The sequence below is a fragment of the Staphylococcus sp. NAM3COL9 genome (genome assembly GCF_001431205.1).
Classification (GTDB): Bacteria; Bacillota; Bacilli; order Staphylococcales; family Staphylococcaceae; genus Staphylococcus.
Genome location: NZ_LGPC01000016.1, coordinates 200,141 through 222,762 on the forward strand (window position 1 = coordinate 200,141; position 22,622 = coordinate 222,762).

Sequence of the window (22,622 nt, forward strand, 5' to 3'; positions counted from 1 at the left end):
CATCATACAATTTTTAAAATATAAAAATGATTATCATCATACAATTTTTAAAATATAAAAATGATTATCATCATCAACAATCTAATTATAATTTTATAATGCTTTTTGATGCTGAACATTTATCATTAAAAGAAATTAACCGTTTATATATTAAAGTTAAAAATTTAAATATACGTATAAAACTAGGTATAACAGTAGAAGGTGTAATAAAACAAACGCATTCCTTAAAAAGTGCATTTGATATATTACACAGATTTAACTTTGATTATCACTTTATTGATATTGAACAAAAATATGTCCAATCATTGCTTAATAAGAAAAGTCATATATTTAATAATTCAATGGGCTATTTTGACTATTATAATCAACTCATTGAATCATCACAAATCCACACATCCAAATTTGTTTATACCAAACTCACCAAAAAATGCTTTAAATTATATAAAGAAAACACACCCTTAGAAACTGCCGACTTAATGTGTCATATATTAATTATGCTCAATCGCGGAAGTGGCGTAGGTTACGAATTAATGACTAAAGATAGCATGGATATTGCATTAATGAATCGTCACGGAATATATGAGCCTTTAATGTATCTATATCAAATTGTGAAACCTTTTATTGGCAAACCTTTATCAATTCATGAAAATTATATCGTTTTTAAAGATTTTCAATATATACACATATTATTATTTAATTCATTGAAACATCGCTTTTCACCACAAGAAGTACATAAATTTATTCTAAGACCTCATGTATTACCTACCCAGGCAATGCTATTTATACAAACACTTAATAGAGAGCATGGTTTTATTGATTATGCCCTTCCACCTTTATTAAATGAAACGCATATCGAACGCACGCTCTTGGGTCATATAGAACAAGCGAATACGCCAAAAGCCGAGATAAAACAATTTATAAGAACAGCTAATCCCTTAGAGTTTGAGCTTCATTACGACGAGCTAAAGTATATACGTATCTCACCATCCTAAGTAGAAAACAATGTTATACTTAAATTAACTTTTCTTTATAAATAAGTCTAAAATAGTACCATTTATTATAAAACGAGTAAAGTCACCCACTTTATAATTGCATTATTTTAGCATTTCAGATATAAAAGAAGAAACGGATATAAAGGAGATTTCAACTTTGAAAAACAAAAAAATATTTGCAATTGTTATTAGTTCAGTGATGTTAATTGTTGCTATTGTTTTAGTCATTATGATGATGTCTAGCGGTCCAAAAGAGACTTATTATGGTTATATGGAAAACAGTACAACAGCTGAAAAAGTAATCAGCGAAAAAGATAAAAAGATAGAAAAAGATGTGAAGTTACCTTCTGAATCTGGATTTTCACCTAAGAGCGGAGATTTTGTTAAATTAGTAAAAGCTGAAGGTGACGATACTTACAGTGAAATGGAAGTAATCGATCATGATGATATGCCACATGGCTTAATGATGAAAATTCATGACATGGGTGAGATGAAAGGCATGTAACCCAGAGAATTATGTAAATAATTAAGTCTTTTACGCCAAAAAAGCAGTTAAATTTTCTTAAACGGAAATTTAACTGCTTTTTTATTACTTAATTTTACAAATCCTTTTATTAAATTTATTAATCTATACAAAAACACTAAGTAGTAATTATTTCTCTACTTAGTGTCTTAAATGTCAGATTTTAATTCATTATATAGATTTCAAATATGCTTCGCCTTTTTCTTTATCATAAACATTTTCCCATTTTGCAATTACAATTGTTGATAAGGCATTGCCCATAACGTTTACACATGTTCTTAACATATCTAACAAACGGTCCACACCAATAATAAGTGCTAACCCTTCTGCTGGTAAGCCCATAGAAGTTAATGTTGTGATTAGAACGACAATTGAAACTCCGGGGACGCCTGCCATACCTTTTGAAGCAACCATTAAAGTAAGCATAAGCATAAGTTGCTGGCCTATTGACATATCAATACCATACATTTGCGCAACGAATAATGCAGCAATTGATTGATATAATGCAGAACCATCTAAGTTAAATGTATAACCGATTGGCACTACAAATGACGTAACGTCCTTTGGTGAACCGAATCTCTCCATTTTTTGCATAATGATTGGAAGTACGGATTCAGAGCTTGACGTTGAAAATGCTAACAGTAATTCATTTTTTAATATTTTCATTATAGAGAAAATACTAATACCACACATTTTTGCTACAATGCCTAAAATGACAACAATGAAGAAAATCATTGCACCAATTACAACAAGTAATAATTTTAATAAAGGTAACAATGCTGAAGCACCGAATGTCATAATTGTAGTACAAATGAATGCAAAAACACCTATTGGTGCTAATTTAAGAATTTTATTAATCATCCAAAATATAGCTTCTAACGAACCACTCAAAAAATCTTTAACTGGTTTTGCTTTCTCTCCAATCGCTGATAATGCAACACCAAAAAACACAGCAAAGAAAATAATAGGTAAGAGCTCTCCTGCAGTTAAAGCTTCAAAAAAGTTCGTTGGTACTATCCCAACGATTGTATCGATAATATGATTTCCATATGTAGACTCCTCAGCAGCTTTTGCTGAAGTTTCATAATTTGAAATGTCACCTTTTGGTAATTTATCTGGATCTAGTCCACTACCTGGTTTAAATACATTTGCAAAAACTAGTCCTAATCCGATTGCTATTGTTGTTATAATTTCAAAATACAAGATTGTTTTAAAGCCATAACGACCAACAGTTTTAGATTCACCTACATTTGATATAGATAAAGCTAATGAACAGAAAACAACTGGTATTACGATCATTTTTATTAAATTCAAGAAGATATCGCCAAATGGTTGAATATAGTTCGCGACTTCATCGTGCCCATAGAGTAATAAACCTACGACCACACCTAATACTAATGCAATAATTACCTGCATTGGTAAACTAATTCTTCTAATAATTGCCATGATATACGCTCCTTCTTCTGACATCGCTTAATTATATCAGAATAGCTTTCCCTGTAATTACAAAATTTTCTACTAAAAATGTCATTTTATACTTTAAATGTCTTTATACAAAATTAATTAATATTTAAGTAACATAATCGGTTTATAATTTTCATAAAAACGTCCTAATACTACAGTACCAATAAGTATAAAAATTTAATCCCATATATAAATGCTTCTATCGACCTTCCTTTTTATGTATTTCCCTTATTTTTTATATTTGAGTAACTTAAGATTTTACAACAAGCGATTATTGATGGTTTGTTTTCACTTTACTAATTCATACCAAAAAGCGTAGCTACAATATTTGTAGCTACGCTTTTATTTTAAAACTTATTATTATTTCTATAGTTAGTCTTTAATTTTATAATCTTTTTCAAATGCATTATGTTTGGCGCCTTTGATATCTTTATTTGTTTCTGGATCAAAACCTTGAACTACAATTCCTGTAGTCATACTGATTGGTTGAACTACATAAGTATGTTTTGGATCATCTTTAAATTTAACTTCTTTATAAAACAACCCTTTTTTAGCACTGTACAGCGTTTCTTCAGATTTAATTTTCTCTGTCAAATTTTGGTCTTTCATATAATGATCAACTAATTCTAAGTGTTTATGCCCTTGGTATGTTCTCATAGCAAAGAAAAATACAATTGAAATTATAAGCGCTAAAACTAATACACCCATAATTTTAAAAAATGTCTTCATTTATAATCTCCTCTAGTTAACGCGATATCTTTCTATAGTAAAGTAAGTCATTAACCTAATATGTAAGTCATATCTTACTCAAATCATTAGTGCTCGCTCATTTAAATTCATAATAATAATAGTATGACTGATTATAAAGCAATTATAAAGCGTTATAACTGTTTTGTAACAAAATCTCCTTATATTTCAGTACATTCCAAGCCTCAAGTTAATATTTCTTAATATCATTTAATGCATCAATCATAATTTCAAGGTTAGTCGTATTGATTTAAAGCTTAGAATATATATATGATTTCAAGGTAATTAAGACGTGTAGAATGTTATAATATTAAATTTCCACCTATATAATAAGATAATAGTTAAAAAATAGTATAAAAAGCTATATCTAAAGGTGCGCAACCGTTCCTTGACAATGAATGATGTTCATAATATGGTTAAATTTCAAAAGGGGTGATTAAATGGAGGAAAAGGACAACTACCTAGAAAAGCAACTATGCTTTCTATTTTATGTTTCTTCTAAAGAAATAATTAAAAAGTATACTTCTCATTTAAAAGAGTATGATTTAACATATACAGGTTATATCGTTTTACTCGCAATTAAGGTGGACGAAAAAATTAATATTAAGACGCTTGGAGAGCGTGTCTTTTTAGATTCTGGAACACTTACACCTTTGTTAAAAAAACTTGAGAAAAAAGGTTACGTAACAAGAACTCGTGAGATTGATGACGAACGTAACTTACAAATTGCACTTACTGATAAAGGGACAAACGTGCAAGAACCACTTTCAAAAGTTTCAAAAAAAGTCTTTGGTGAATTCGACATGGACATAGATGAAGCTATAGATTTAAAAGATACATTGCAAAAATTTGTTAATAAACATTTCACGAAAGATATTTAATTCATATGGGGTTTGTTGAGGTTAAATGGGACAATGTAATACATACATAACATTTTTATCTTCGACTCACCTCTTTTTAATTCTACTTACTACAATACCCACTTGCTTTACTTTACGCCTATAACTAAACTATCAAAACACTTATTGTAAAACAGGTTCTACATACTATCGATGCATTTTAAATGTTTCAACTTTCATGCTAAAATAATATGAATACAACGTTTAATAGTTTGACTTTGATTTTCTTTGACTATTTTATTATAATATATTTGTAAGTAAACTAAGTTTTCACCTTGATTTTATATTTTTTATAACTTAAACTTCAATTCCATTCGATTAAATATAGCAATTAAACTACGTTGAGGAGAGATGTAGCATGACTTTTGAAAATAAAAATTTTAACAATCCGTTTATCGATGTAAATCCAGGTGATTTATTCAAAGATTTTGGAAAACAAATTTTCGAACATTTTCCTGGCAATGAGCGTATTAAATCAGATATTAAAGAATTAGACAACGCCTATATTGTCGAAGCTGAACTTCCAGGTATTAAAAAAGAAAATATTAGTTTAGAATTTGAAAATAATTTGCTAACGATTGAAGGTAAACAAACTGTCGAAGTTCAAGATGAAAACGACAATAAACATGCAATACACCAAGAACGTAACCATAGTGATTTGAGCCGCCAATTCCCATTTGAAAATGTTGATGATTCTAGTATCAAAGCTTCTTATGAAAATGGCCTACTCACTGTAACGTTGCCTAAAAAAGAGCAAAAAGAACAACCAAAGTCTAACATCAAAATAGACTAAACATTTGTAGATAATAAATAGCGCTACATTTCCAACATATGGTAATGTAGCGCTATTTGTTATCTTAATTTTAATTTCTGCCTATTGTAAGAAATCCGTCTCAATTTTTCTGTTTTTACGACATGTAGCATGGTAATAAGGCCAATAAAACCAAAGAATGCTAAAAATAGGGAATCCCTTATCTAACTACTATGGGATTCCCTATGCATTTTATTCAATTTATCAAAATGGTGGCATGCCTAACACTTCTTCATCAAAACTTTCTGGAATAAGGACTTTTCTCATGATAACCCCTAAATCTCCATCGTTACTCTCATGCTCAGCGTATATTTCATAACCACGTTTTTTATAAATATCTAGTAACCAAGGATGTAAACGTGCAGATGTGCCAAGTGTTACTGCTGGTGCTTTAAGCGTATCTCTTAAATAAGTCTCCTCAACATATTTTAACAATTGACTTCCTATACCTTTACCATCGTATGATGGCTTCGTAGCGAACCACCAAACAAATGGATATATTGATAGACGTTGTTTTCCTTCCCAAGGATAACGTACTGTGAGCGTTGAAATTATGTCATGCTCGTCTTCTAGTACAAACATCGTACTTGTTTTAATATTCTTTTTAACTAACTCAACATTCGCATTAACTGATGGCCAATCTATACCTAATTCTCTTAACGGTGTAAAAGATTCATACATCAATTTGTGTAATGCCTCCGCGTCAGACTCCACAGCAACTCTTATATTATAATCAGACATTTTGTCACTCCTTCTCAATTTATAGCTTATTAATTCATGGATAACATCCCTAAAAAAATCATAAACCATTTACAATCATATCAATACAATATGGTTTCTTAATTATTGAGTCAATTATTATGTTTTAAAAATGAAAAAAGCACCATCACAAAATAAATTATGATCGTGCTTGTTATTATTATGAATGCCATTAATCATGTAAGCTATTTCGTTTACCATTTAAATACGCATAAACTAGACCAACGAAAATACCTCCACCAATGTAGTTACCTATAAAGGCGAACACAATATTTTTCAATACGTGTAACCATGACACTACATCAAAATTATAAAAAATCATACCTGCATAAAGTCCTGCATTAAATACAACATGCTCATAACCCATAAATACAAAGACAATGACTCCACTAGCAATGAAAAACGCTTTAGTTAGACCATCTTTAAATTGAATTGATAAATAAATACCAATATTAATAAAGAAATTACAAAAAATGGCTTTACCTAAAATGTCATACCATGTGGCATCTATCGTCTTACCATTAACAAGCTTCGTTAAGCTTGTAACCATGTCTGAAGTCATGATTGGGGTGAATTTCATTAAACCAAATAAGATAAATCCACCTATTATATTAAAAAGAAAACATACCATCATAATACCCAATGCTTTATTCATACCAATAACTTTATAATACCAACCGACCGTTAAAAACATAAAGTTACTCGTTAATAATTCTGAATGTGAAAGTACAATTAAAATCAAGGCTAAACTGAATGAAATAGCTCCCATTAAATTAATTAAACCTTCATTTGCACCTGCAAATTGTGTTTTTATAGCTAGCATAAATACAGTTACGATTGCTAGTAAAAACCCTGACATGATTGATTTAAGCGTATAACGACCAGGTGTCTGATCAAACAATACTTCCTTCATTTGTACTTGATTATTAATATTATCAATCGTTTCTCTCGACATGTATGTATCCTTAACAGATTTATTATTATCTACCAAGAAATACGCCCCCTTTTCATTTCAAAAAAATGATAATTACTCTATACCAATAATGTTATTATATTCGTTTCAGTAGATATTTAATAGTCAAAAAATAAGTTTTTTTATTTTAAAAATTAATATATTGCACGTTAGCCTAAAATAACGTAAAATTCACTTGTACTAGAAATAAACACAAGTAAAACCTAAAGGAGGTATATACTTGAATACACAATTCTCTGTTTCAATCCATATTCTCTCCCTGTTAGCTATAAAAAACGAACCTGTTTCAAGTCAATATATCGCTGACAGTATTAATAGTAACGCCACTTTAGTGAGAAAATTATGCCGCTATTTAAGAGACGGTAATTTTATACAGAGTAGCCAAGGTATCGCAGGTTACAGTTTAACTCATTCACCCCATGATATTAGATTAGGTGATTTATATAAGCTGATTTTTTCTAACACAACCCACTTCGCAAAAATTCATTGTCATACGAACACTGATTGTCCTGTCGGGAAAAATATTACGCACGCACTTGACGAAATATATAGTGATGTAGACGATACGCTTATAAATAAACTTAACACCTATACGATTAAAAGTGTCATCGATTGCTTTTAAACAAATAACGCTTGATTATCTTGCTATGTGCTTAATTTTCATTAAGTTAAAACAAGATAATCAAGCGTTTTATTTTTGTGAAGGAATATAAAAATGAGCGTTCTTATAATGGTATATTAGATGTGAACAATCAAACGGTACGCCAGTTGTTGTATAAAATACTTGTTCATAATTTAAGCAAGGATTACCCTCATCTAATTCTAGTAATTCAGCTTCGTCTTCTTCCAATTTATCTACATTAAAATAAATATCTGAAAATCCAATTTTTACTTTTAAATTTTGTTCTAAATATTTAAATATAGATTTTTCTGCTATAGATTCATTTAAAAATAGCACGATATCTTTATTAAAATACGACTGCTCGAAACAAAATATTTCGCCGTTTACATATACGATACGCTCTAAAACATAGACTAATGTATCATTATCTAACTTTAATTTTTGTCGAACGCTTTCTGGTGGGATGACTTCCTCAACGCGCAACACCTTATTCGTTACATTTAGCCCTTTAAACTCGTCACTAAAGCCACCAGTTGAAAAGAGATTAAGGTATCCATCTCTTTTTTTATTACGTACATAGATCCCACTACCGCGTGCTTGATAAATATATCCTTGTTTTTCTAATATTTCCAAAGCTTTAATAATTGTACTTTTACTCACATTATATTTTATTTTTAATGCCTCAACACTCGGTAATTTATCTCCTGCTTGAAATTGACCGCTTTCTATATATTCATTCATTTGTTGAGCAATTTGTTCATACTTGAGCATACACTTACCCCTTTTATATTAAAATTCACCCAATTATAACATGAATGCCAATTTAAACTACCGCACTTTTAATTTGTTAAGGTCTTTACAAATTGTACCGGTACAATTAAAATGTAGGAAACGCTTCCACAAATTGTGTTTATTAACTTATTAAAGGAGTTGGGAAATGTGGCGGACAAAAAGAAAATACTCGCACAAAATATATTAGAGGCAGTTGGCGGTGAAGAAAACCTTGTTAATAGCACGCACTGTGCAACTAGATTACGATTAGTATTAAAAAGATCTATTCCAAATGCTAAGAAAAAAGTATCGGAAATAGATGGGGTCGTGACTGTTGTGGAAAATAATGGTCAATTTCAAGTTGTCATAGGAAATAACGTCGGTGAAGTTTTTAAATTTTTCGAAACTTTAACAAGTGAACAACAAACCGATGATAATGAACAATCTAAAAATAAAGGGTCAATACTCAATCGTGTCATCGCGACAATGTCTGCAGTGTTCGCACCATTTATTTACATTTTAGCTGCTGCTGGTATATTACAAGGTTTATTAATAATCATAAAACTGATTGTTCCAGCTTTTGAAAACACCGGTACTTATGAAGTTTTTAATTTCATGTCCTGGGCTCCTTTCACATTCTTGCCTATATTCATCGCAATTACGGCTTCACGACATTTTAATGTAAATACTTATATTGCAATTGCTTGTACTGCAGCATTGGTAAGTCCCGATTTAACAGGAATGGTAGAAAGAATACAGGATGGAGAAACAATTAAATTATTTGGCATGCCTCTAACAGAGACAAGTTATACTTCATCTGTATTGCCGCCGTTGTTCTTAGTTTGGATATTATCCTATGTTGAAAAATACTTAAACAAATGGATACACGATGTAGTAAAACCTTTATTTACACCTTTTTTAAGTATCGTTATTATGGTTCCTGTTACATTACTCGTTATTGGACCTATCACTACACTTGGGGCACATGGTATTGCCGCTGGTTTCAACTTTCTTGTTGAAGTTGCACCATGGTTAGCTGGCGCGCTTATTGGCGGTTTATGGCAGATTTTTGTAATCTTCGGTGTACATTGGGGAATCACGCCTATGGTTTTAGCAAACTTTGAGCAACATCAAAGTGATTCTTTCCAAGCCTTTCAAACAATTGCCGTTATTTCACAAATCGGTGCTGTTATCGGTGTGTTAATTAAATCTAAACGTACAGAAATTAAACGTGTCGCTTCTTCAGCAGGTGTTACAGGCATTTTCGGAATTACAGAACCTTCAATATATGGCATTAATTTACGCTTTAAAAAGCCCTTTATCATTGCGTGTATCAGTGGTGCCTTAGGGGCATTTGTCGCAAGTTTCTTTAATCCTAAATATTATGCATACGCGGGCCTACCTGGACCTATAACAATTATTAATGGCTATAGTCCTGATAATCCTTCATCTATTTGGGGAATCCTATTAGGATCATTAATTGCTATCGTTTTACCTATTATATTAATTCAATTCTTGGGTTATGGTCATGATACGACAGAGGAAGTAAAAGACTCAGAAGTTAACTCAAATACTATTCCACAAGCAGTCCCAACAAATAGTAACCTTGAAACACATGTTCATAGCCCTTTAGATGGGCAAATCATTCCTTTAACTAAAGTCGATGACCCTATTTTCTCTGAAGGTATGATGGGTCAAGGTATTGCTATAAAACCTGGAAATAATACAGTTTATGCACCACTTGAAGGTATCGTAAGTATGATTGCTGCAAGTGAACATGCAATTGGTATTACATCTTCTGACGGTGTAGAACTATTGATACATGTTGGTTTAGAAACTGTAGAGTTAAAAGGAGAAGGTTTTGAATTACTTGTTAATGAAAATGATGAGGTCAAACAAGGACAACCTTTACTGCATTTCAATCAAAAATGGCTTGAATCCAATGGCTACGATACTGTGATTCCAATTATCGTCACTAATTCGGCTGAATTTAGTGAAGTAATTACTACGGATGCATTACAAATTTCGCAAAATGATAAATTACTAACAATTATAAAGAAATAATAAGAATAAAGGAGTATATAATAATGACAAAATTATCAAAGGACTTTTTATGGGGTGGCGCTCTTGCTGCCAATCAATTTGAAGGTGGTTACAATAAAGACGGAAAAGGATTAAGTGTTATTGATGTAATGACTAATGGAGAACATGGCAAGCCTCGTGAAATCACACAAGACGTAGACCCAAATAAATATTATCCAAATCATATAGGTATAGATTTTTATAATCGTTATAAAGAAGACATTGCATTATTTAATGAAATGGGACTAAATTGTTTACGGACGTCAATCGCTTGGTCTCGTATCTTTCCTAATGGAGATGAAACAGAACCTAATGAAGCTGGACTACAATTTTACGACAATATTTTTGATGAATTATTAAAATATGGTATTGAACCAGTGATTACTTTGTCCCATTTTGAAATGCCTTTACATTTAGCACGAGAATATGGCGGTTTTAGAAATAGAAAGATAGTAGATTTCTTTGCTCATTTTGCAGAAACTGTATTCAACCGTTATAAGGATAAAGTTAAATATTGGATGACTTTTAATGAAATTAATAATCAAATGGATATAGATAATCCGATTTTCTTATGGACAAACTCAGGCGTTCTTATCGAAGAAGATGAAAATCCAGAAGAAGTATTGTATCAAGTCGCACATAATGAATTAATCGCGAGTGCAAAAGCTGTAAAAATCGGAAGAGAAATTAATCCTGATTTCGAAATTGGTTTAATGATTTCTCATGTAGCAATATATCCTTATTCTTGTAATCCGGAAGATATGATGGAATCAGTAAAAGCCAACCGACTTCGCTTCTTCTTCCCAGATGTTCAAGTTCGAGGGTGCTACCCTAGCTATGCAAATAAAATGTTAGAACAAAAAAAATATGATATTGGTTGGCAAGAAGGCGATGACAAAATATTATCGGAAGGTAAAGTTGATTATATTGGTTTTAGCTACTATATGTCTACCGCTGTTAAACATGATGCAACATCATATACTGGAGAAAATGTTACCAATGGTGGATTATCGAATTCTGTCGATAATCCTCATATTCAACAAAGTGATTGGGGATGGGCCATAGATCCTACTGGGCTACGCTATACTTTGAATATATTATATGATCGTTATCAAATACCGCTCTTCATTGTTGAAAATGGCTTTGGTGCTGTGGATGAAATTGATGAAAACGGTGAAATTCATGATACGTATCGTATCGATTATTTAAAAGCACATATTAATGCAGCAATCACAGCAGTTGACGAAGATGGTGTTGATTTAATGGGATATACACCGTGGGGTATTATAGATATTGTTTCTTTCACTACAGGAGAAATGAAAAAACGTTATGGTCTAATTTATGTCGATAGAGATAACCAAGGCAATGGCACTTTAGAGCGTAGAAAGAAAGATTCTTTTGATTGGTATCGTAATGTTATTGAAACAAATGGAGAATCATTAAATTAGAAAAAACGATAGTTATTTACACTGACCCCTGTGGTAAGAGGACTGGTCACCCTCTAATGCCTATGACCATGACCTAAGCAATCCATTATAAAAGATAATGATTTACTTAAGTTTGCACAAATAGTACTGTCGACAAAGCCAGAGACTTTGTCGACAATATCGAGAGTAGGATAGAAATCTTATTAGAACAATTAGATTTCTATCCTACTCTCTTTTTATAAAAATATTAGTTTTTATACCTACTTAACCCATGTAAACCATAGGCAAAGATACCGTATCCTGTTAATGTACGTATAAACCATTTAAATGTAGTATGACTCAAACTTTTTTCATTTAAAAATAACGCCGGTACTAGCGTACTCACTGAATATAGTCCAAGTAATTTAACATAACGTTTATTCAATACACTCACCTCTTTTCATATACCATTATATCGAAAAGAGGCTTCGAATAAACACGTGATTTTCAACATCTTATTGACTATTCTTATAATTTTGTTAAAAGTGTCTCTAAATTATCAAAAGTACTATTCATACCTTCTTCTACACCCATATCCAACAATTGTTGAGCTGCTTTAGGATCTGGCAATTCTGCTATAGATTTAATCGTGGTCAAACCTTTACTGTTTTCTTCTATATGAATGATGTTATGCATACCTGCCATTTTTTCATCAATATTACCATCTTTGTCTGCAAAGTAATCATAATAATCAATTAGCGTCGGTTCTTTCACTTCATTATAATTAGTCACAGTATAGCTTGTACCTTGAGGCGTACGTATGGCGAAAAATGCATGTCCATCAGTCTGAACATTAAATTTAAATACTTCAGTCTTTGCACCTTGGGGGTGAAACCATTGTTCAAATAAAGCACGGTCCGTATAAGCTTTAAACATATTTTGTGCCGTTGTATTAAAATCTCTCGTGAAAATTATTTTGTTTTCTTCAACTTGAACAGTCATTTATGATTCTCCTTTATTCATAATTACATATGATATTATCTTTTTCACTTTAGCATTTTTGCTATGGCTTTCAAATTCAAAGAAGTCTGCAAAATAAATTGAATCTCCATTTTGAGCAATTTGAGTGCCATGTATCGCTCCTAATTTGCCATGAGAAATATTATGGGTCACTTCCAATGCATCAATATCGACTTTATGTGCGTTTAATTCATCATAAAACGCTTCAAAACCATGTAATTCAAAAGCGCCAGGAACTTCCCATATAAAATCTTCTGTGACAGTTTCCAATAATTGCACTTTATCTAGTAATATTGAGCCTATTAAAAAATCTAACATTAGCTTTCTTTTGGGGGCATTATCACAATTTAAATCCCCCGTTAATTTAAATGGTAAATCTGACTCAGTTTCATTTTTAAAATTTAAGTCGATATCTGTTAATGCTTCATAAAGTATTTCAATCGCTTTAGGACCAATACCATGTATGCCTAATAATGTTGTGCGTTCATATTGTGCAACTTCTTCTAACGTTACGACACCTATATCATTAAGTGCTTGGGTTGCAGGCCGCCCTATTTTTGGTAAATCTGTCGACATCTTATCCCCCCTATCTTAATATCACTATACCCACTTCATCGTTTAATTATTTATCAACAACTTTTATAGTAGAGCAGTTCTAAATTAAAGAATAATATTTATATATTCTTTGATTATTGGCGTGAGAAAAAGAATAAGCTCATTAATCTATATAAAAAATAGCTACTAGATCGCCTATTTTAGGTATCTAGTAGCTATTTATTTTAATAAGGATTAGATCTTAAACCTTTGTTTTTATGTTAGTCTTCTAAAGCGAATTCTAAACTTGTTTGGAATTTTACATCTTTACCAACCATTACGCCACCTGTTTCAAGTTTTTGGTTAAATGTCATTCCATATTTTTCACGATTGATTGTACCATTTACAATAAACCCTGCAGTTTGTGCACCGTTTAATGGATTTTTGCTTGTACCTTCGTAAGAAGCATCAAAAGTTTCTTCTTGAGTTACATCTTTAATTGTTAAATTACCAGTTACTGATTTTTCATCTACTGAAGTAATTTCAAATTTAATATCTGGATAGTTTTCAGTATCAAAGAAATCTCCAGTACGTAAGTGACCATCACGGTCTGCTACGTTTGTATCAACCGATTCTGCTTTAATTACGACTGTACCTTTAAGTGAACTTAAATCATTGAGATCACCTTCTAAGTTTACATCGAAATCTTTAAATTTTCCTTTGATATTTGAAATCATTAAGTGCTTAATTGAAAATTCTACTACTGAATGTGCTGGATCAAAATTAAATGTTGTCATAAAAAACATACCTCCAAAGTATTATTAGTTTTAGTTGATACATTTAGTATACCAGATATATTTATTATATCAAGTGAAAAGTCTAAGCTTTTCATCTCCTTTAATTTCATTCCCTTAATTCACTTTTTTATTCATTTCAAATTTAAAAAATGAATTAATTTACAGTAATTTCAATTGTTAATGAGCCAACATCTCTGTTTTAATTTCTTTACTATTTAATTCTTTAGGATAATATGTTGGCCAATTATCTAATTCTTTCATCACTTTTTCTTTATCATCACCTATAAAGATATGATAATGATGTGCTTTCTTAGGTGCAATATTATGGTCACTAAATTGGACATACTTAGGTAAATCCTTACCTTCATTATCTACTAATTTAAATGTATACCTTACGCCTCTATTACCTTTTTCATATTTCAAAATATCTTTGCCATCATACTTATATTTACCTGTCGCTTTTTTGCCTTTCTTTTCAAACGTAATTGAGTCGCTTGTGATATTGATATTATCTATATCTGTTTTATAACCCTTTTCGTAATATCCTTTATATTCTTTTGCTGTCATTACATCATCTTCTTCAGCTTTATGCTTCATCACATCATCTAATGATCCATCTTTCAAATATGGATATACTGATTGCCAGTCACCTTTATAATCAGCTAATGGTCTATCTTTAACTTGATCATCTTTAAAGTAACCCTCTGAAATAGCTTTTTCATGTTTGCCTTGCTGTTTGTCATCATTTACTTTGATATCGTTACTTAAAGCTTTATCAATATTTTCTATATTTTTATTCATAAGGGATTGATAGGTTAAATCCTCATCCTGCTGTTGTGCTTTATTAAGTGATTCCATATTATAAAATTTTAATGGTTTAGCCTTTGTTTCTTTACGAATTGTATCTGTAACTTTATTTGAGACATTATCTTCATATAAAATATGTTTTGCTCCTGAATCATTAATCTCCTTTACTATTTTTGTTAAAGCTTTTTGAGATGGATCTTCTGCATTCATATTTTGGACACCTTTTTGTACAAAGCCATATCTTTCGGATAAATAACCCATTGATTCATGAGAAATAAACACAGCATTATCTTGTTTATCTTTCGTAATGTCTTTCATTTTGTCATCTGTTTTTTTCAGTTCTTTATCTAGTTTTTTATAATTCTTTTCATAATCATTTTTGTGTTTTGGATCTTTTTTAATTAATTCATCTTTGATTTCTTTTGCGAAAGTTTGATTGAATTTAGGATCTAGCCAAACATGTGGATCATATCCTCCATGATGATGTCCCTCTTCCTCGTGGTCATGCCCATCTTCATCATCATGACTATGTTGATCTGTAAGTAGTTGTGATTTATCTAATTTATCTTCTAACGCTAATTTTTTATCGTCATTTTTTATCGTTGAAGCTACTTTTTTCGCAACAGGGTCTAAGTTGTCACCTGTGTATAAAAACAAATCTGATTTACTCGCGTTAATTATGTCTTTTTGCGTTGGTTCATAGCTATGTAAGTCTGTGCCTGCTGGATATATAGATTCTACTGAAACATGCTCTCCTCCAATTTCTTTAGCAAATGATTTTAACGGGAAAACTGTTGTATTAATTTTTATTTTTTCTTTGCCACTTCCTGTTTCGTTCGTATCAGCTTTGCCGCATCCTGCTATGACAACTGCAAATGTAATAACCAAAGATATTATGTATAGTGTTTTTTTCATGCTACATCCTCCTACAAATAGTAACTCTTACGATTTAAAATTATAAACTGCCCATTAACAAAACGCAATACTAAATAATAATTATTACGATTTATTTTCAAGTAAAAAAAGTCTAAAGTACAAACATTGTTATTACAATGTTTGTACTTTAGACCAGTTACTCACTTATTTTTTTCTATTAAATTTTTATAATTTTCGTAATCATATGGATCTTCTACTTTTTCTCCACCAATATAAACTGTTGGTGCTGTATCAATATTTTTGTCTTCAGCTTGTTTTTGATCTTTCTTAGCTGCTTTCCATGATTTACTGTCCTTAGTTTTATAATCTTTTTTAATTTTTTCTTTTTGTTTACTGTCGATACTTAACTTATCGATTTGTTTATCTACAAGTGACTCAGTTATCCATGCTTTTTCACCATCACCTTGTTGTACAAACATTAATTTTTGAAAATCTAAGTATTGCTGAGGTGCAATTTGCTGTACTGCATGACCAGCTCTTGATCCAATAATTGAATCATCCTCAAGAAAAGCCATATTCACGAATTGGTAATCAACTTTATCTTTATCTATATAATCTTTTTTAAGTTTAGGCATAATATTACTTTCTACTTTTTTACAATAGGAACATTTAAAATCACCATATTCTATAATTTTAATTTTCCCATTGTCATTTTGCTTGTCATCTTTATGTGCATCCTCATCACTTGAACAAGCAGTTATCAATAACATAGTAGCTATCAACCCTAAACATAGCCATAATTTTTTCATATGCTTTCCAACACACCTCAATTGTAATTTTAAAATATCACTAAATAAAATTATTCTTCAATATCCATATTTTCTTCTTTATAATCAGGTTCATGTTTGTGTGTATATGCTTTCGAATTAAAATCTTTTAAATGTATTGCTTTATCGTTCTCAAATTTATAAGTATAATAATGTACCTCTTCGTCTTCTTTAAAAGGCTTATAAGCAAGCATGACATATTCACCTTTTTCATAAACATATATATTCGCATTCTTTTTGTCGAATTTTTCTTCAAGATCACCTTTTTGTTTTTCAGATGAGTTTTTTTGGTATGTTTGCTGTTTATTTACTGCTTTATCTATTTTATCAGCATACTTCCCACTACTACAGCCTGCTACAATAATCGTCGATATAGCGATCATGGTCAATAATTTTTTCATTATTTGGCACACTCCTAAATCCAGTTTAACTACTCATGAATCACCTTTAAAATATACTTCCTCCATAAATATTATCATACAATGAATAACTTAAATGTTCTAGATTGATTTTAAATTCATTCTTTTTAAATAATTGCTTTTTACGAATAAAAATTCGGCTCGACAATTTATGTCAGGCCGAATTTATTATTAATGTGCTAAGCATATTTTAATTGCTAATGCACCATAATTTAATTCATCAGTTTGCGAATATATTTGATATATAGCTGCTAATTTTTGAGAAAGCTGTTCTTCCTCTTTAGCACCAATTTCTTGATTCGTATATTGATTAATCAACGCTTGAAATGAAGGGAAATCCATTGTTTCTGTGACTACTACGTTGACTTTTTCATCTGTATCGAGATTTGTAAAAATAATGGTATCTCCATTTTGTACTTCTTGTCTTTTTTCATCATTTAATCTTACTTCGATTGTTTTCGTCCCATTTTTAACTAAATGAAATGGTTCATTATTTAACTTCATCGAATGTTCTATGATACATACACTCCATTCTTATATTTATGCTTAAAAATATCACAATTACAAATCTAATTACAGTGTTGTCTATAGTTCTTCGTAACATTAATCTATGAATTTTTTTGTTCTGCTCGTATTTTACGCTGACTTTTCAGCATAAACACACTGAGTAAACTGATAATAGAAATAATAACAGCAAACCAAAATGCTCCATGATACCCACTTAATAAAGCTTCATGTTGTATTTGAACTGCCATTTCTTGTTTTCCTATACCCTTATAATTACTCATATCAGGTGTAAAGTTTTTAGAAACTTGGGTCATCACAGTAATTAAGCCAGCTGTACCAATAGAAGCTGAAATTTGTTGTACTGTATTCGTCATTGATGAACCATGTGCATTCATCTCACGTGATAATTGATTCATTGTATGTGTCATTAATGGCATCAATCCTAGTGCAATACCTATCATACGAATTGCATATACCGTTGCAAGAATTGCTGGTGAAGTATGTTCATCCATTATTACAAAGTAAGAAGTAGTTATTACGACAATGGACATACCAATTAATGCTAATATTTTAGCACCATGCTTCTCATATAAAAATCCTGAGGCTACTGACATTATACCCATAACGATTGCACCTGGTAATAATATAAGACCAGATTGAAGCGCTGAGTCTTTCATTATATTTTGCACGAACATTGGTAATATTGTTTCAGATCCAATCATTGATATCATTGTAAATGCCATAATCGTAATACCTACAGCAAATTGACTGTTTTTGAACACTGAAAAATCTAGTAATGGCGTCTTTAATTTTGTTTGGCGAATAATGAAAATTGTTACTAAGATAAGTCCGCCTATTATAGTTGTTAAAACTACTGGATCACTCCAACCATCACGTGAAATCGAACTTGTACCATAGAGTAAACCACCAAATCCTAGTATGGATAATATGATGGATAATACGTCAACTGGTACTTTTCTATTCGTACCCACGTTTTTCACAAACTTAAAGGCACCGATGAATGTTAATGCTGCGATTGGTGCGACAACAAAGAATAGTGAACGCCAATCGAAGTATTCAACAAGTAAACCTGATAACGTTGGCCCTATAGCTGGTGCTAAACCAATCACTAAACCAAACGTCCCCATATACTTACCACGTTCATGAGGTTCAAAGATATCTAATATTGTAGTCATCATCAGTGGTAACATGATTCCAGATCCTAATGCTTGAACAATTCTTCCGCCTAAAAGAATAGAAAAGTTAGGGCTAAATCCTGCAATAATAGTACCTATAAAGAATATAAATATGGCTGTTAAAAATACTTTCCTAGTTGAAAATCGTTGAATCACCATCGCTGACAATGGAACAACTACGCCATTTGTTAATAAGAAGGCTGTTGTAAGCCATTGCACTTGTGTGTAATCTATTTGAAAATCTTTCATTATACTTGGTAATGCTGTTGTTAATAGCGTTTCATTTAAAAGTCCGAAGAAACCGCCAAGCAACATCATTAATATCATTAAAATTTTGGTTTTTTGATTCATATTCTGTCTCCTGTTTTCCTATTAGTCTATCAAGCATAAAATAGCTGCATTTATGCATTATACATATATTTCAACGACATCACATTAAATATACTTAAAAACATGACAAATCGTCGTAATTATTTTTTAATACAAAAAAACCTTTTTAAATCGAAATAATTACTATTTACAAAATGTTTCTGATACTTCATAATACGCATAGATAGAGGAGGTTATATTTTATGAAATTAGATGTGCAAACAGCACGTCGTAACTTAAATAGTCCTAATATAAAGACACGAAAACGTACGCGTAAAATGATTCAACAACACAAGCGCAATAAATAATATTTCTACTTAAATACTATAGTGTAATCCATCTTCAAAATTATAATGACATCTTAAATTCCTTCCAGAATAATGTTTGTCAATTTCTATTAAATTATGCATATTTTCTATATAATTTAAATTCCATATAACTAAATGACAAAGATGTTTAGTCACAAAATTTTGTCAACAATATATAACAGCCCTGATCTTCATAAAAATTCAAGGCTGTTATATATTGCATTCAATTTATTACTTACCTTTTATTATAAATAATATTTATCCGTAACTTTTAAATCATTTGTTAATTCATAAATAAGAGGTGCGCCAGTTTTTATTTCATAATCAACAATATCTTCGTCAGATACATCCTCTAAATATTTAATTAGTGCGCGTAATGAATTACCATGAGCAGACACTAACACTGTTTTCCCATCTAATAACTGTTGAGAGATTTGATCATTCCAATATGGTATAACTCTGACCAACGTATCTTTTAAACTTTCAGATTCTGGCATAACTCTTCTATCTATAAGCTCATATTTTCTATCATTCAAATAACTTTTTCGTTGTTCTCCACTTTGGTTTGGTGGTGGCGTATCATATGATCGTCTCCATATATGAACTTGGTCTTCACCAAATTCTTCTCGAGCATCATTTTTATTTAAACCTTGCAATCCACCATAATGACGTTCATTCAATCTCCAAGATTTTATAATTGGTATAAATAGTTGATCAGATTCATTTAACAAATGATATGTTGTTTTAATAGCTCTTTTTAACAGGGAAGTGTAAACAATATCAATTTCTACACCTTGATTTTTTATTTTTTTACCAGAAGTAATTGCTTCATTTCTACCCTGTTCAGATAAGTCTACATCTGCCCATCCTGTAAATAAGTTTTCAGCATTCCATAAGCTTTGCCCATGTCTACATAAAATTAATTTTGGCATAATATTTCCTTCTTTCCATTAAATAAAATATGGTTTTATACGATATTTACAGGAATGTTACAGCAATAATACTTATTACTTATAGTTGCAAAGCTGGACACTCACGTATTCCTGTACTAACTATCGCCTTTCTATATTAAAATTATAACAATTTACACTTTAGTTTTGAAATAATTGTCTTCATTTATTCATAAAAGATACTTTCTTTTTATTTTTCTGTAACCTACTGACCATTTTTTGATGTTACAGTTATAAACGTTGAATTAAGGAAACAATAAATAACTATTATTCATTAAATTTTAAAGTATTTAAGTGTAAAAATGTGACCTGTGATATTTATCATGTATACAGGTAAATCAATTAGGAGGATTAAAAAAATGAAAAAATTATTATTAGCATCTTTCGCATCGATTACTATTGCAGCAACTGGTTTAGGCGTAAGTTCAAACGTCTCAACAGCAGATGCAGCTGAGACGTCAACACAACAAACTACTCAAACTAACAATGACGTATACAGTGAATTTATAGAAGCAGGCGGCACTAAAGCACTATGGGATAATATTGTAATGCCTGAATCAGGCGGTGACCCTGAAGCAGTAAACGAATTAGGCTATAAAGGTTTAGGACAAACTAAAGAAGCTTGGGGCTCTGGATCTGTTGAAGAGCAAACTAAAGGTATGATTAACTACGCTGAGGACCGTTACGGTTCAATCGATGCAGCAATTGATTTCCGTCTAGCTAATGGCTGGTGGTAAGCAAAACAATGAGTTCAAGTATTACACGTAAAAATGTAATGCTTGAACATATAATTAATCTGTAGGCCTGAAATTAGTTTTAGGTCTCTTTTTATGTTATTAACTAATTTATTTATCAAGCAATCACAATTTTCACTGACTTCTTACTAACAAATACAGCATGAGATGAAGATTACAGGCTAAAGACATCCCCTAGTAACCGAGTCTGAAATTCATATAGAAAAGTCGAAGTTATACTTACAAAAATGCAGACAAAAAAACTGTCAACAATGGTCGACAGTTAGAAATCAATTACAAGTATATTTAGTTTAAATATGATTTATTTTTCATTATTGTATGGATGCTGGTTCGGGATGTACATAAACTGAAGAAATACCCTTTTCATGCATATGCTGTTCTACTTTGTCACAGATATGGTGGGCATCTTCTAAAGATAAATCCGATTCTACGACAATAGTTACATCTACAAAGATACTACTACCATGGTATCGACCTTTAATATTTTGCACATCAATCACATCTTCTATTTCTAAAACATAATTTTTGTAAGCTTCTAATTCTTGTTCATTAAACCCATCACTTAAGGTAAAAATTGATTCTTTAAATATTCTAAAACCAGTATATATAATAAGTAAACCTAAAATCGTCGCTAGTACTGTATCAAGGATTGGCAAACCAAATTGTGTAAAAATTAAGCCTACAGCTGTTCCAATACTAACTAACGCATCTGATAGATTATCCTTTGCCGCTGAATTTAGCGAACTACTATTCGTACGTTTAGCTAACTTTTGATTAATATAAAACACAATCAACATAATAATGCCACTTATAACACTGACATATATCGTAATTACATTAGGTGCATCGTGATTATTAGAAAAAATCTCAGGAACACTTTCTATCACAACTTGTATACCTACAAACATTATAATAAACGAAACGAGTAACGTTGAAATATTCTCTGATTTTAAGTGTCCATAAGGATGGTTTTTATCTGCAGGTTTAATAGAAATTTTCAGTCCTATAATAACCGCTAACGAGACTACAATATCAGTCATATTGTTTAAACTATCTGCTCTAACTGCTGCTGAATCGTACATTGAGCCAACAATAAATTTGGCAATTGAAAGAACGATATATACAATTAAACTTAAATAAGCGCCCTTTTGCGCTGTTTTCAAATTTTCATTTTGTGTCATGTCTGATGTCCACCTTAATTAATATAG

General features: G+C 30.9%; 25 protein-coding genes. 9 read left to right on the top strand and 16 right to left on the bottom strand.

The window, feature by feature from the left end:
- Nucleotides 1-26: 26 nt before the first annotated feature.
- Nucleotides 27-992 carry a hypothetical protein gene (locus ACA31_RS10645; protein WP_253721391.1) on the top strand — a complete coding sequence of 322 codons (966 nt, stop codon included), beginning with the start codon at nt 27-29 and terminating at the stop codon, nt 990-992.
- A 157-nt stretch (nt 993-1,149) separates the two neighbouring features.
- Nucleotides 1,150-1,497, top strand: coding sequence for a DUF4889 domain-containing protein (locus ACA31_RS10650; protein WP_057513295.1), 348 nt, complete (start codon nt 1,150-1,152; stop codon nt 1,495-1,497).
- 189 nt (nt 1,498-1,686) lie between these two features.
- On the opposite strand, the gene ACA31_RS10655 is transcribed toward ACA31_RS10650, so the two are convergent.
- Together ACA31_RS10655 and ACA31_RS10660 are read right to left on the bottom strand one after the other, a co-directional pair.
- Nucleotides 1,687-2,961: a cation:dicarboxylate symporter family transporter gene (locus ACA31_RS10655; protein ID WP_057513296.1), complete on the bottom strand. Its 1,275-nt coding sequence runs from the start codon at nt 2,959-2,961 to the stop codon at nt 1,687-1,689.
- Between the two features lie 390 nt (nt 2,962-3,351).
- The gene (locus ACA31_RS10660) at nt 3,352-3,708 is read right to left on the bottom strand and encodes a DUF3139 domain-containing protein (RefSeq protein ID WP_057513297.1); all 357 of its coding nucleotides are present in this window, start codon (nt 3,706-3,708) and stop codon (nt 3,352-3,354) included.
- 458 nt (nt 3,709-4,166) lie between these two features.
- Here ACA31_RS10660 and ACA31_RS10665 point away from each other — a divergent pair, with 458 nt between their 5' ends.
- Both ACA31_RS10665 and ACA31_RS10670 read left to right on the top strand, forming a co-directional pair.
- A complete protein-coding gene (locus ACA31_RS10665; RefSeq protein WP_057513298.1) occupies nt 4,167-4,607 on the top strand; it encodes a MarR family winged helix-turn-helix transcriptional regulator in 441 nt (146 codons plus the stop codon).
- A 376-nt stretch (nt 4,608-4,983) separates the two neighbouring features.
- Nucleotides 4,984-5,418, top strand: coding sequence for an Hsp20/alpha crystallin family protein (locus tag ACA31_RS10670; protein WP_057513299.1), 435 nt, complete (start codon nt 4,984-4,986; stop codon nt 5,416-5,418).
- Nucleotides 5,419-5,640: 222 nt separating this feature from the next.
- Here the strand turns inward: ACA31_RS10670 and ACA31_RS10675 are convergent, their stop codons facing one another.
- Both ACA31_RS10675 and ACA31_RS10680 read right to left on the bottom strand, forming a co-directional pair.
- Nucleotides 5,641-6,177: a GNAT family N-acetyltransferase gene (locus ACA31_RS10675; RefSeq protein WP_057513300.1), complete on the bottom strand. Its 537-nt coding sequence runs from the start codon at nt 6,175-6,177 to the stop codon at nt 5,641-5,643.
- A gap of 190 nt (nt 6,178-6,367) precedes the next feature.
- Nucleotides 6,368-7,186 (bottom strand): formate/nitrite transporter family protein, encoded by an 819-nt coding sequence (locus ACA31_RS10680; protein ID WP_057513301.1) that lies wholly within the window; start codon nt 7,184-7,186, stop codon nt 6,368-6,370.
- Nucleotides 7,187-7,388: 202 nt separating this feature from the next.
- Between ACA31_RS10680 and ACA31_RS10685 the strand changes: the two genes are divergently transcribed.
- On the top strand, nt 7,389-7,790 hold the full coding sequence (locus ACA31_RS10685; protein ID WP_057513302.1) for an Rrf2 family transcriptional regulator: 402 nt from the start codon (nt 7,389-7,391) through the stop codon (nt 7,788-7,790).
- Between the two features lie 69 nt (nt 7,791-7,859).
- Here the strand turns inward: ACA31_RS10685 and ACA31_RS10690 are convergent, their stop codons facing one another.
- Nucleotides 7,860-8,561 carry a GntR family transcriptional regulator gene (locus tag ACA31_RS10690; RefSeq protein WP_057513303.1) on the bottom strand — a complete coding sequence of 234 codons (702 nt, stop codon included), beginning with the start codon at nt 8,559-8,561 and terminating at the stop codon, nt 7,860-7,862.
- A gap of 168 nt (nt 8,562-8,729) precedes the next feature.
- Between ACA31_RS10690 and ACA31_RS10695 the strand changes: the two genes are divergently transcribed.
- Both ACA31_RS10695 and ACA31_RS10700 read left to right on the top strand, forming a co-directional pair.
- The gene (locus ACA31_RS10695) at nt 8,730-10,625 is read left to right on the top strand and encodes a beta-glucoside-specific PTS transporter subunit IIABC (RefSeq protein WP_057513304.1); all 1,896 of its coding nucleotides are present in this window, start codon (nt 8,730-8,732) and stop codon (nt 10,623-10,625) included.
- A 23-nt stretch (nt 10,626-10,648) separates the two neighbouring features.
- Nucleotides 10,649-12,091, top strand: a complete 1,443-nt coding sequence (locus ACA31_RS10700) for a 6-phospho-beta-glucosidase (RefSeq protein ID WP_057513305.1) — start codon at nt 10,649-10,651, stop codon at nt 12,089-12,091.
- 226 nt (nt 12,092-12,317) lie between these two features.
- Here the strand turns inward: ACA31_RS10700 and ACA31_RS13380 are convergent, their stop codons facing one another.
- The 9 genes from ACA31_RS13380 to ACA31_RS10740 all read right to left on the bottom strand — a co-directional run bounded on the left by ACA31_RS13380 (nt 12,318) and on the right by ACA31_RS10740 (nt 19,383).
- On the bottom strand, nt 12,318-12,494 hold the full coding sequence (locus ACA31_RS13380; RefSeq protein WP_172793173.1) for a hypothetical protein: 177 nt from the start codon (nt 12,492-12,494) through the stop codon (nt 12,318-12,320).
- Nucleotides 12,495-12,577: 83 nt separating this feature from the next.
- Nucleotides 12,578-13,051 carry an SRPBCC family protein gene (locus ACA31_RS10705; RefSeq protein ID WP_057513306.1) on the bottom strand — a complete coding sequence of 158 codons (474 nt, stop codon included), beginning with the start codon at nt 13,049-13,051 and terminating at the stop codon, nt 12,578-12,580.
- A complete protein-coding gene (locus tag ACA31_RS10710; RefSeq protein ID WP_057513307.1) occupies nt 13,052-13,645 on the bottom strand; it encodes a DNA-binding protein in 594 nt (197 codons plus the stop codon).
- A 239-nt stretch (nt 13,646-13,884) separates the two neighbouring features.
- Nucleotides 13,885-14,400, bottom strand: a complete 516-nt coding sequence (locus ACA31_RS10715) for a YceI family protein (RefSeq protein ID WP_057513308.1) — start codon at nt 14,398-14,400, stop codon at nt 13,885-13,887.
- Nucleotides 14,401-14,577: 177 nt separating this feature from the next.
- Nucleotides 14,578-16,122 (bottom strand): zinc ABC transporter substrate-binding lipoprotein AdcA, encoded by a 1,545-nt coding sequence (gene adcA, locus ACA31_RS10720; protein ID WP_057513309.1) that lies wholly within the window; start codon nt 16,120-16,122, stop codon nt 14,578-14,580.
- Between the two features lie 161 nt (nt 16,123-16,283).
- Nucleotides 16,284-16,892 (bottom strand): DsbA family protein, encoded by a 609-nt coding sequence (locus tag ACA31_RS10725; protein ID WP_057513310.1) that lies wholly within the window; start codon nt 16,890-16,892, stop codon nt 16,284-16,286.
- 50 nt (nt 16,893-16,942) lie between these two features.
- Nucleotides 16,943-17,311 carry a cystatin-like fold lipoprotein gene (locus ACA31_RS10730; protein WP_057513311.1) on the bottom strand — a complete coding sequence of 123 codons (369 nt, stop codon included), beginning with the start codon at nt 17,309-17,311 and terminating at the stop codon, nt 16,943-16,945.
- Nucleotides 17,312-17,500: 189 nt separating this feature from the next.
- Entirely contained in the window at nt 17,501-17,833 is a 333-nt protein-coding gene (locus ACA31_RS10735; protein WP_082587072.1) for an ASCH domain-containing protein, read from the bottom strand.
- Nucleotides 17,834-17,937: 104 nt separating this feature from the next.
- Nucleotides 17,938-19,383: an MDR family MFS transporter gene (locus ACA31_RS10740; protein ID WP_057513313.1), complete on the bottom strand. Its 1,446-nt coding sequence runs from the start codon at nt 19,381-19,383 to the stop codon at nt 17,938-17,940.
- A 221-nt stretch (nt 19,384-19,604) separates the two neighbouring features.
- Here ACA31_RS10740 and ACA31_RS13310 point away from each other — a divergent pair, with 221 nt between their 5' ends.
- Nucleotides 19,605-19,709, top strand: a complete 105-nt coding sequence (locus ACA31_RS13310) for a putative metal homeostasis protein (RefSeq protein WP_156393458.1) — start codon at nt 19,605-19,607, stop codon at nt 19,707-19,709.
- A 245-nt stretch (nt 19,710-19,954) separates the two neighbouring features.
- Here ACA31_RS13310 and ACA31_RS10745 read toward each other — a convergent pair whose 3' ends face one another.
- Complete coding sequence (locus ACA31_RS10745; protein ID WP_057513314.1) at nt 19,955-20,641, bottom strand: 2,3-diphosphoglycerate-dependent phosphoglycerate mutase; 687 nt, start codon at nt 20,639-20,641, stop codon at nt 19,955-19,957.
- Nucleotides 20,642-21,018: 377 nt separating this feature from the next.
- Here ACA31_RS10745 and ACA31_RS10750 point away from each other — a divergent pair, with 377 nt between their 5' ends.
- Nucleotides 21,019-21,396, top strand: coding sequence for a hypothetical protein (locus ACA31_RS10750; protein ID WP_057513315.1), 378 nt, complete (start codon nt 21,019-21,021; stop codon nt 21,394-21,396).
- A gap of 329 nt (nt 21,397-21,725) precedes the next feature.
- Here the strand turns inward: ACA31_RS10750 and ACA31_RS10755 are convergent, their stop codons facing one another.
- Nucleotides 21,726-22,595 carry a cation diffusion facilitator family transporter gene (locus tag ACA31_RS10755; RefSeq protein ID WP_057513316.1) on the bottom strand — a complete coding sequence of 290 codons (870 nt, stop codon included), beginning with the start codon at nt 22,593-22,595 and terminating at the stop codon, nt 21,726-21,728.
- Between the last annotated feature and the right edge of the window lie 27 nt (nt 22,596-22,622).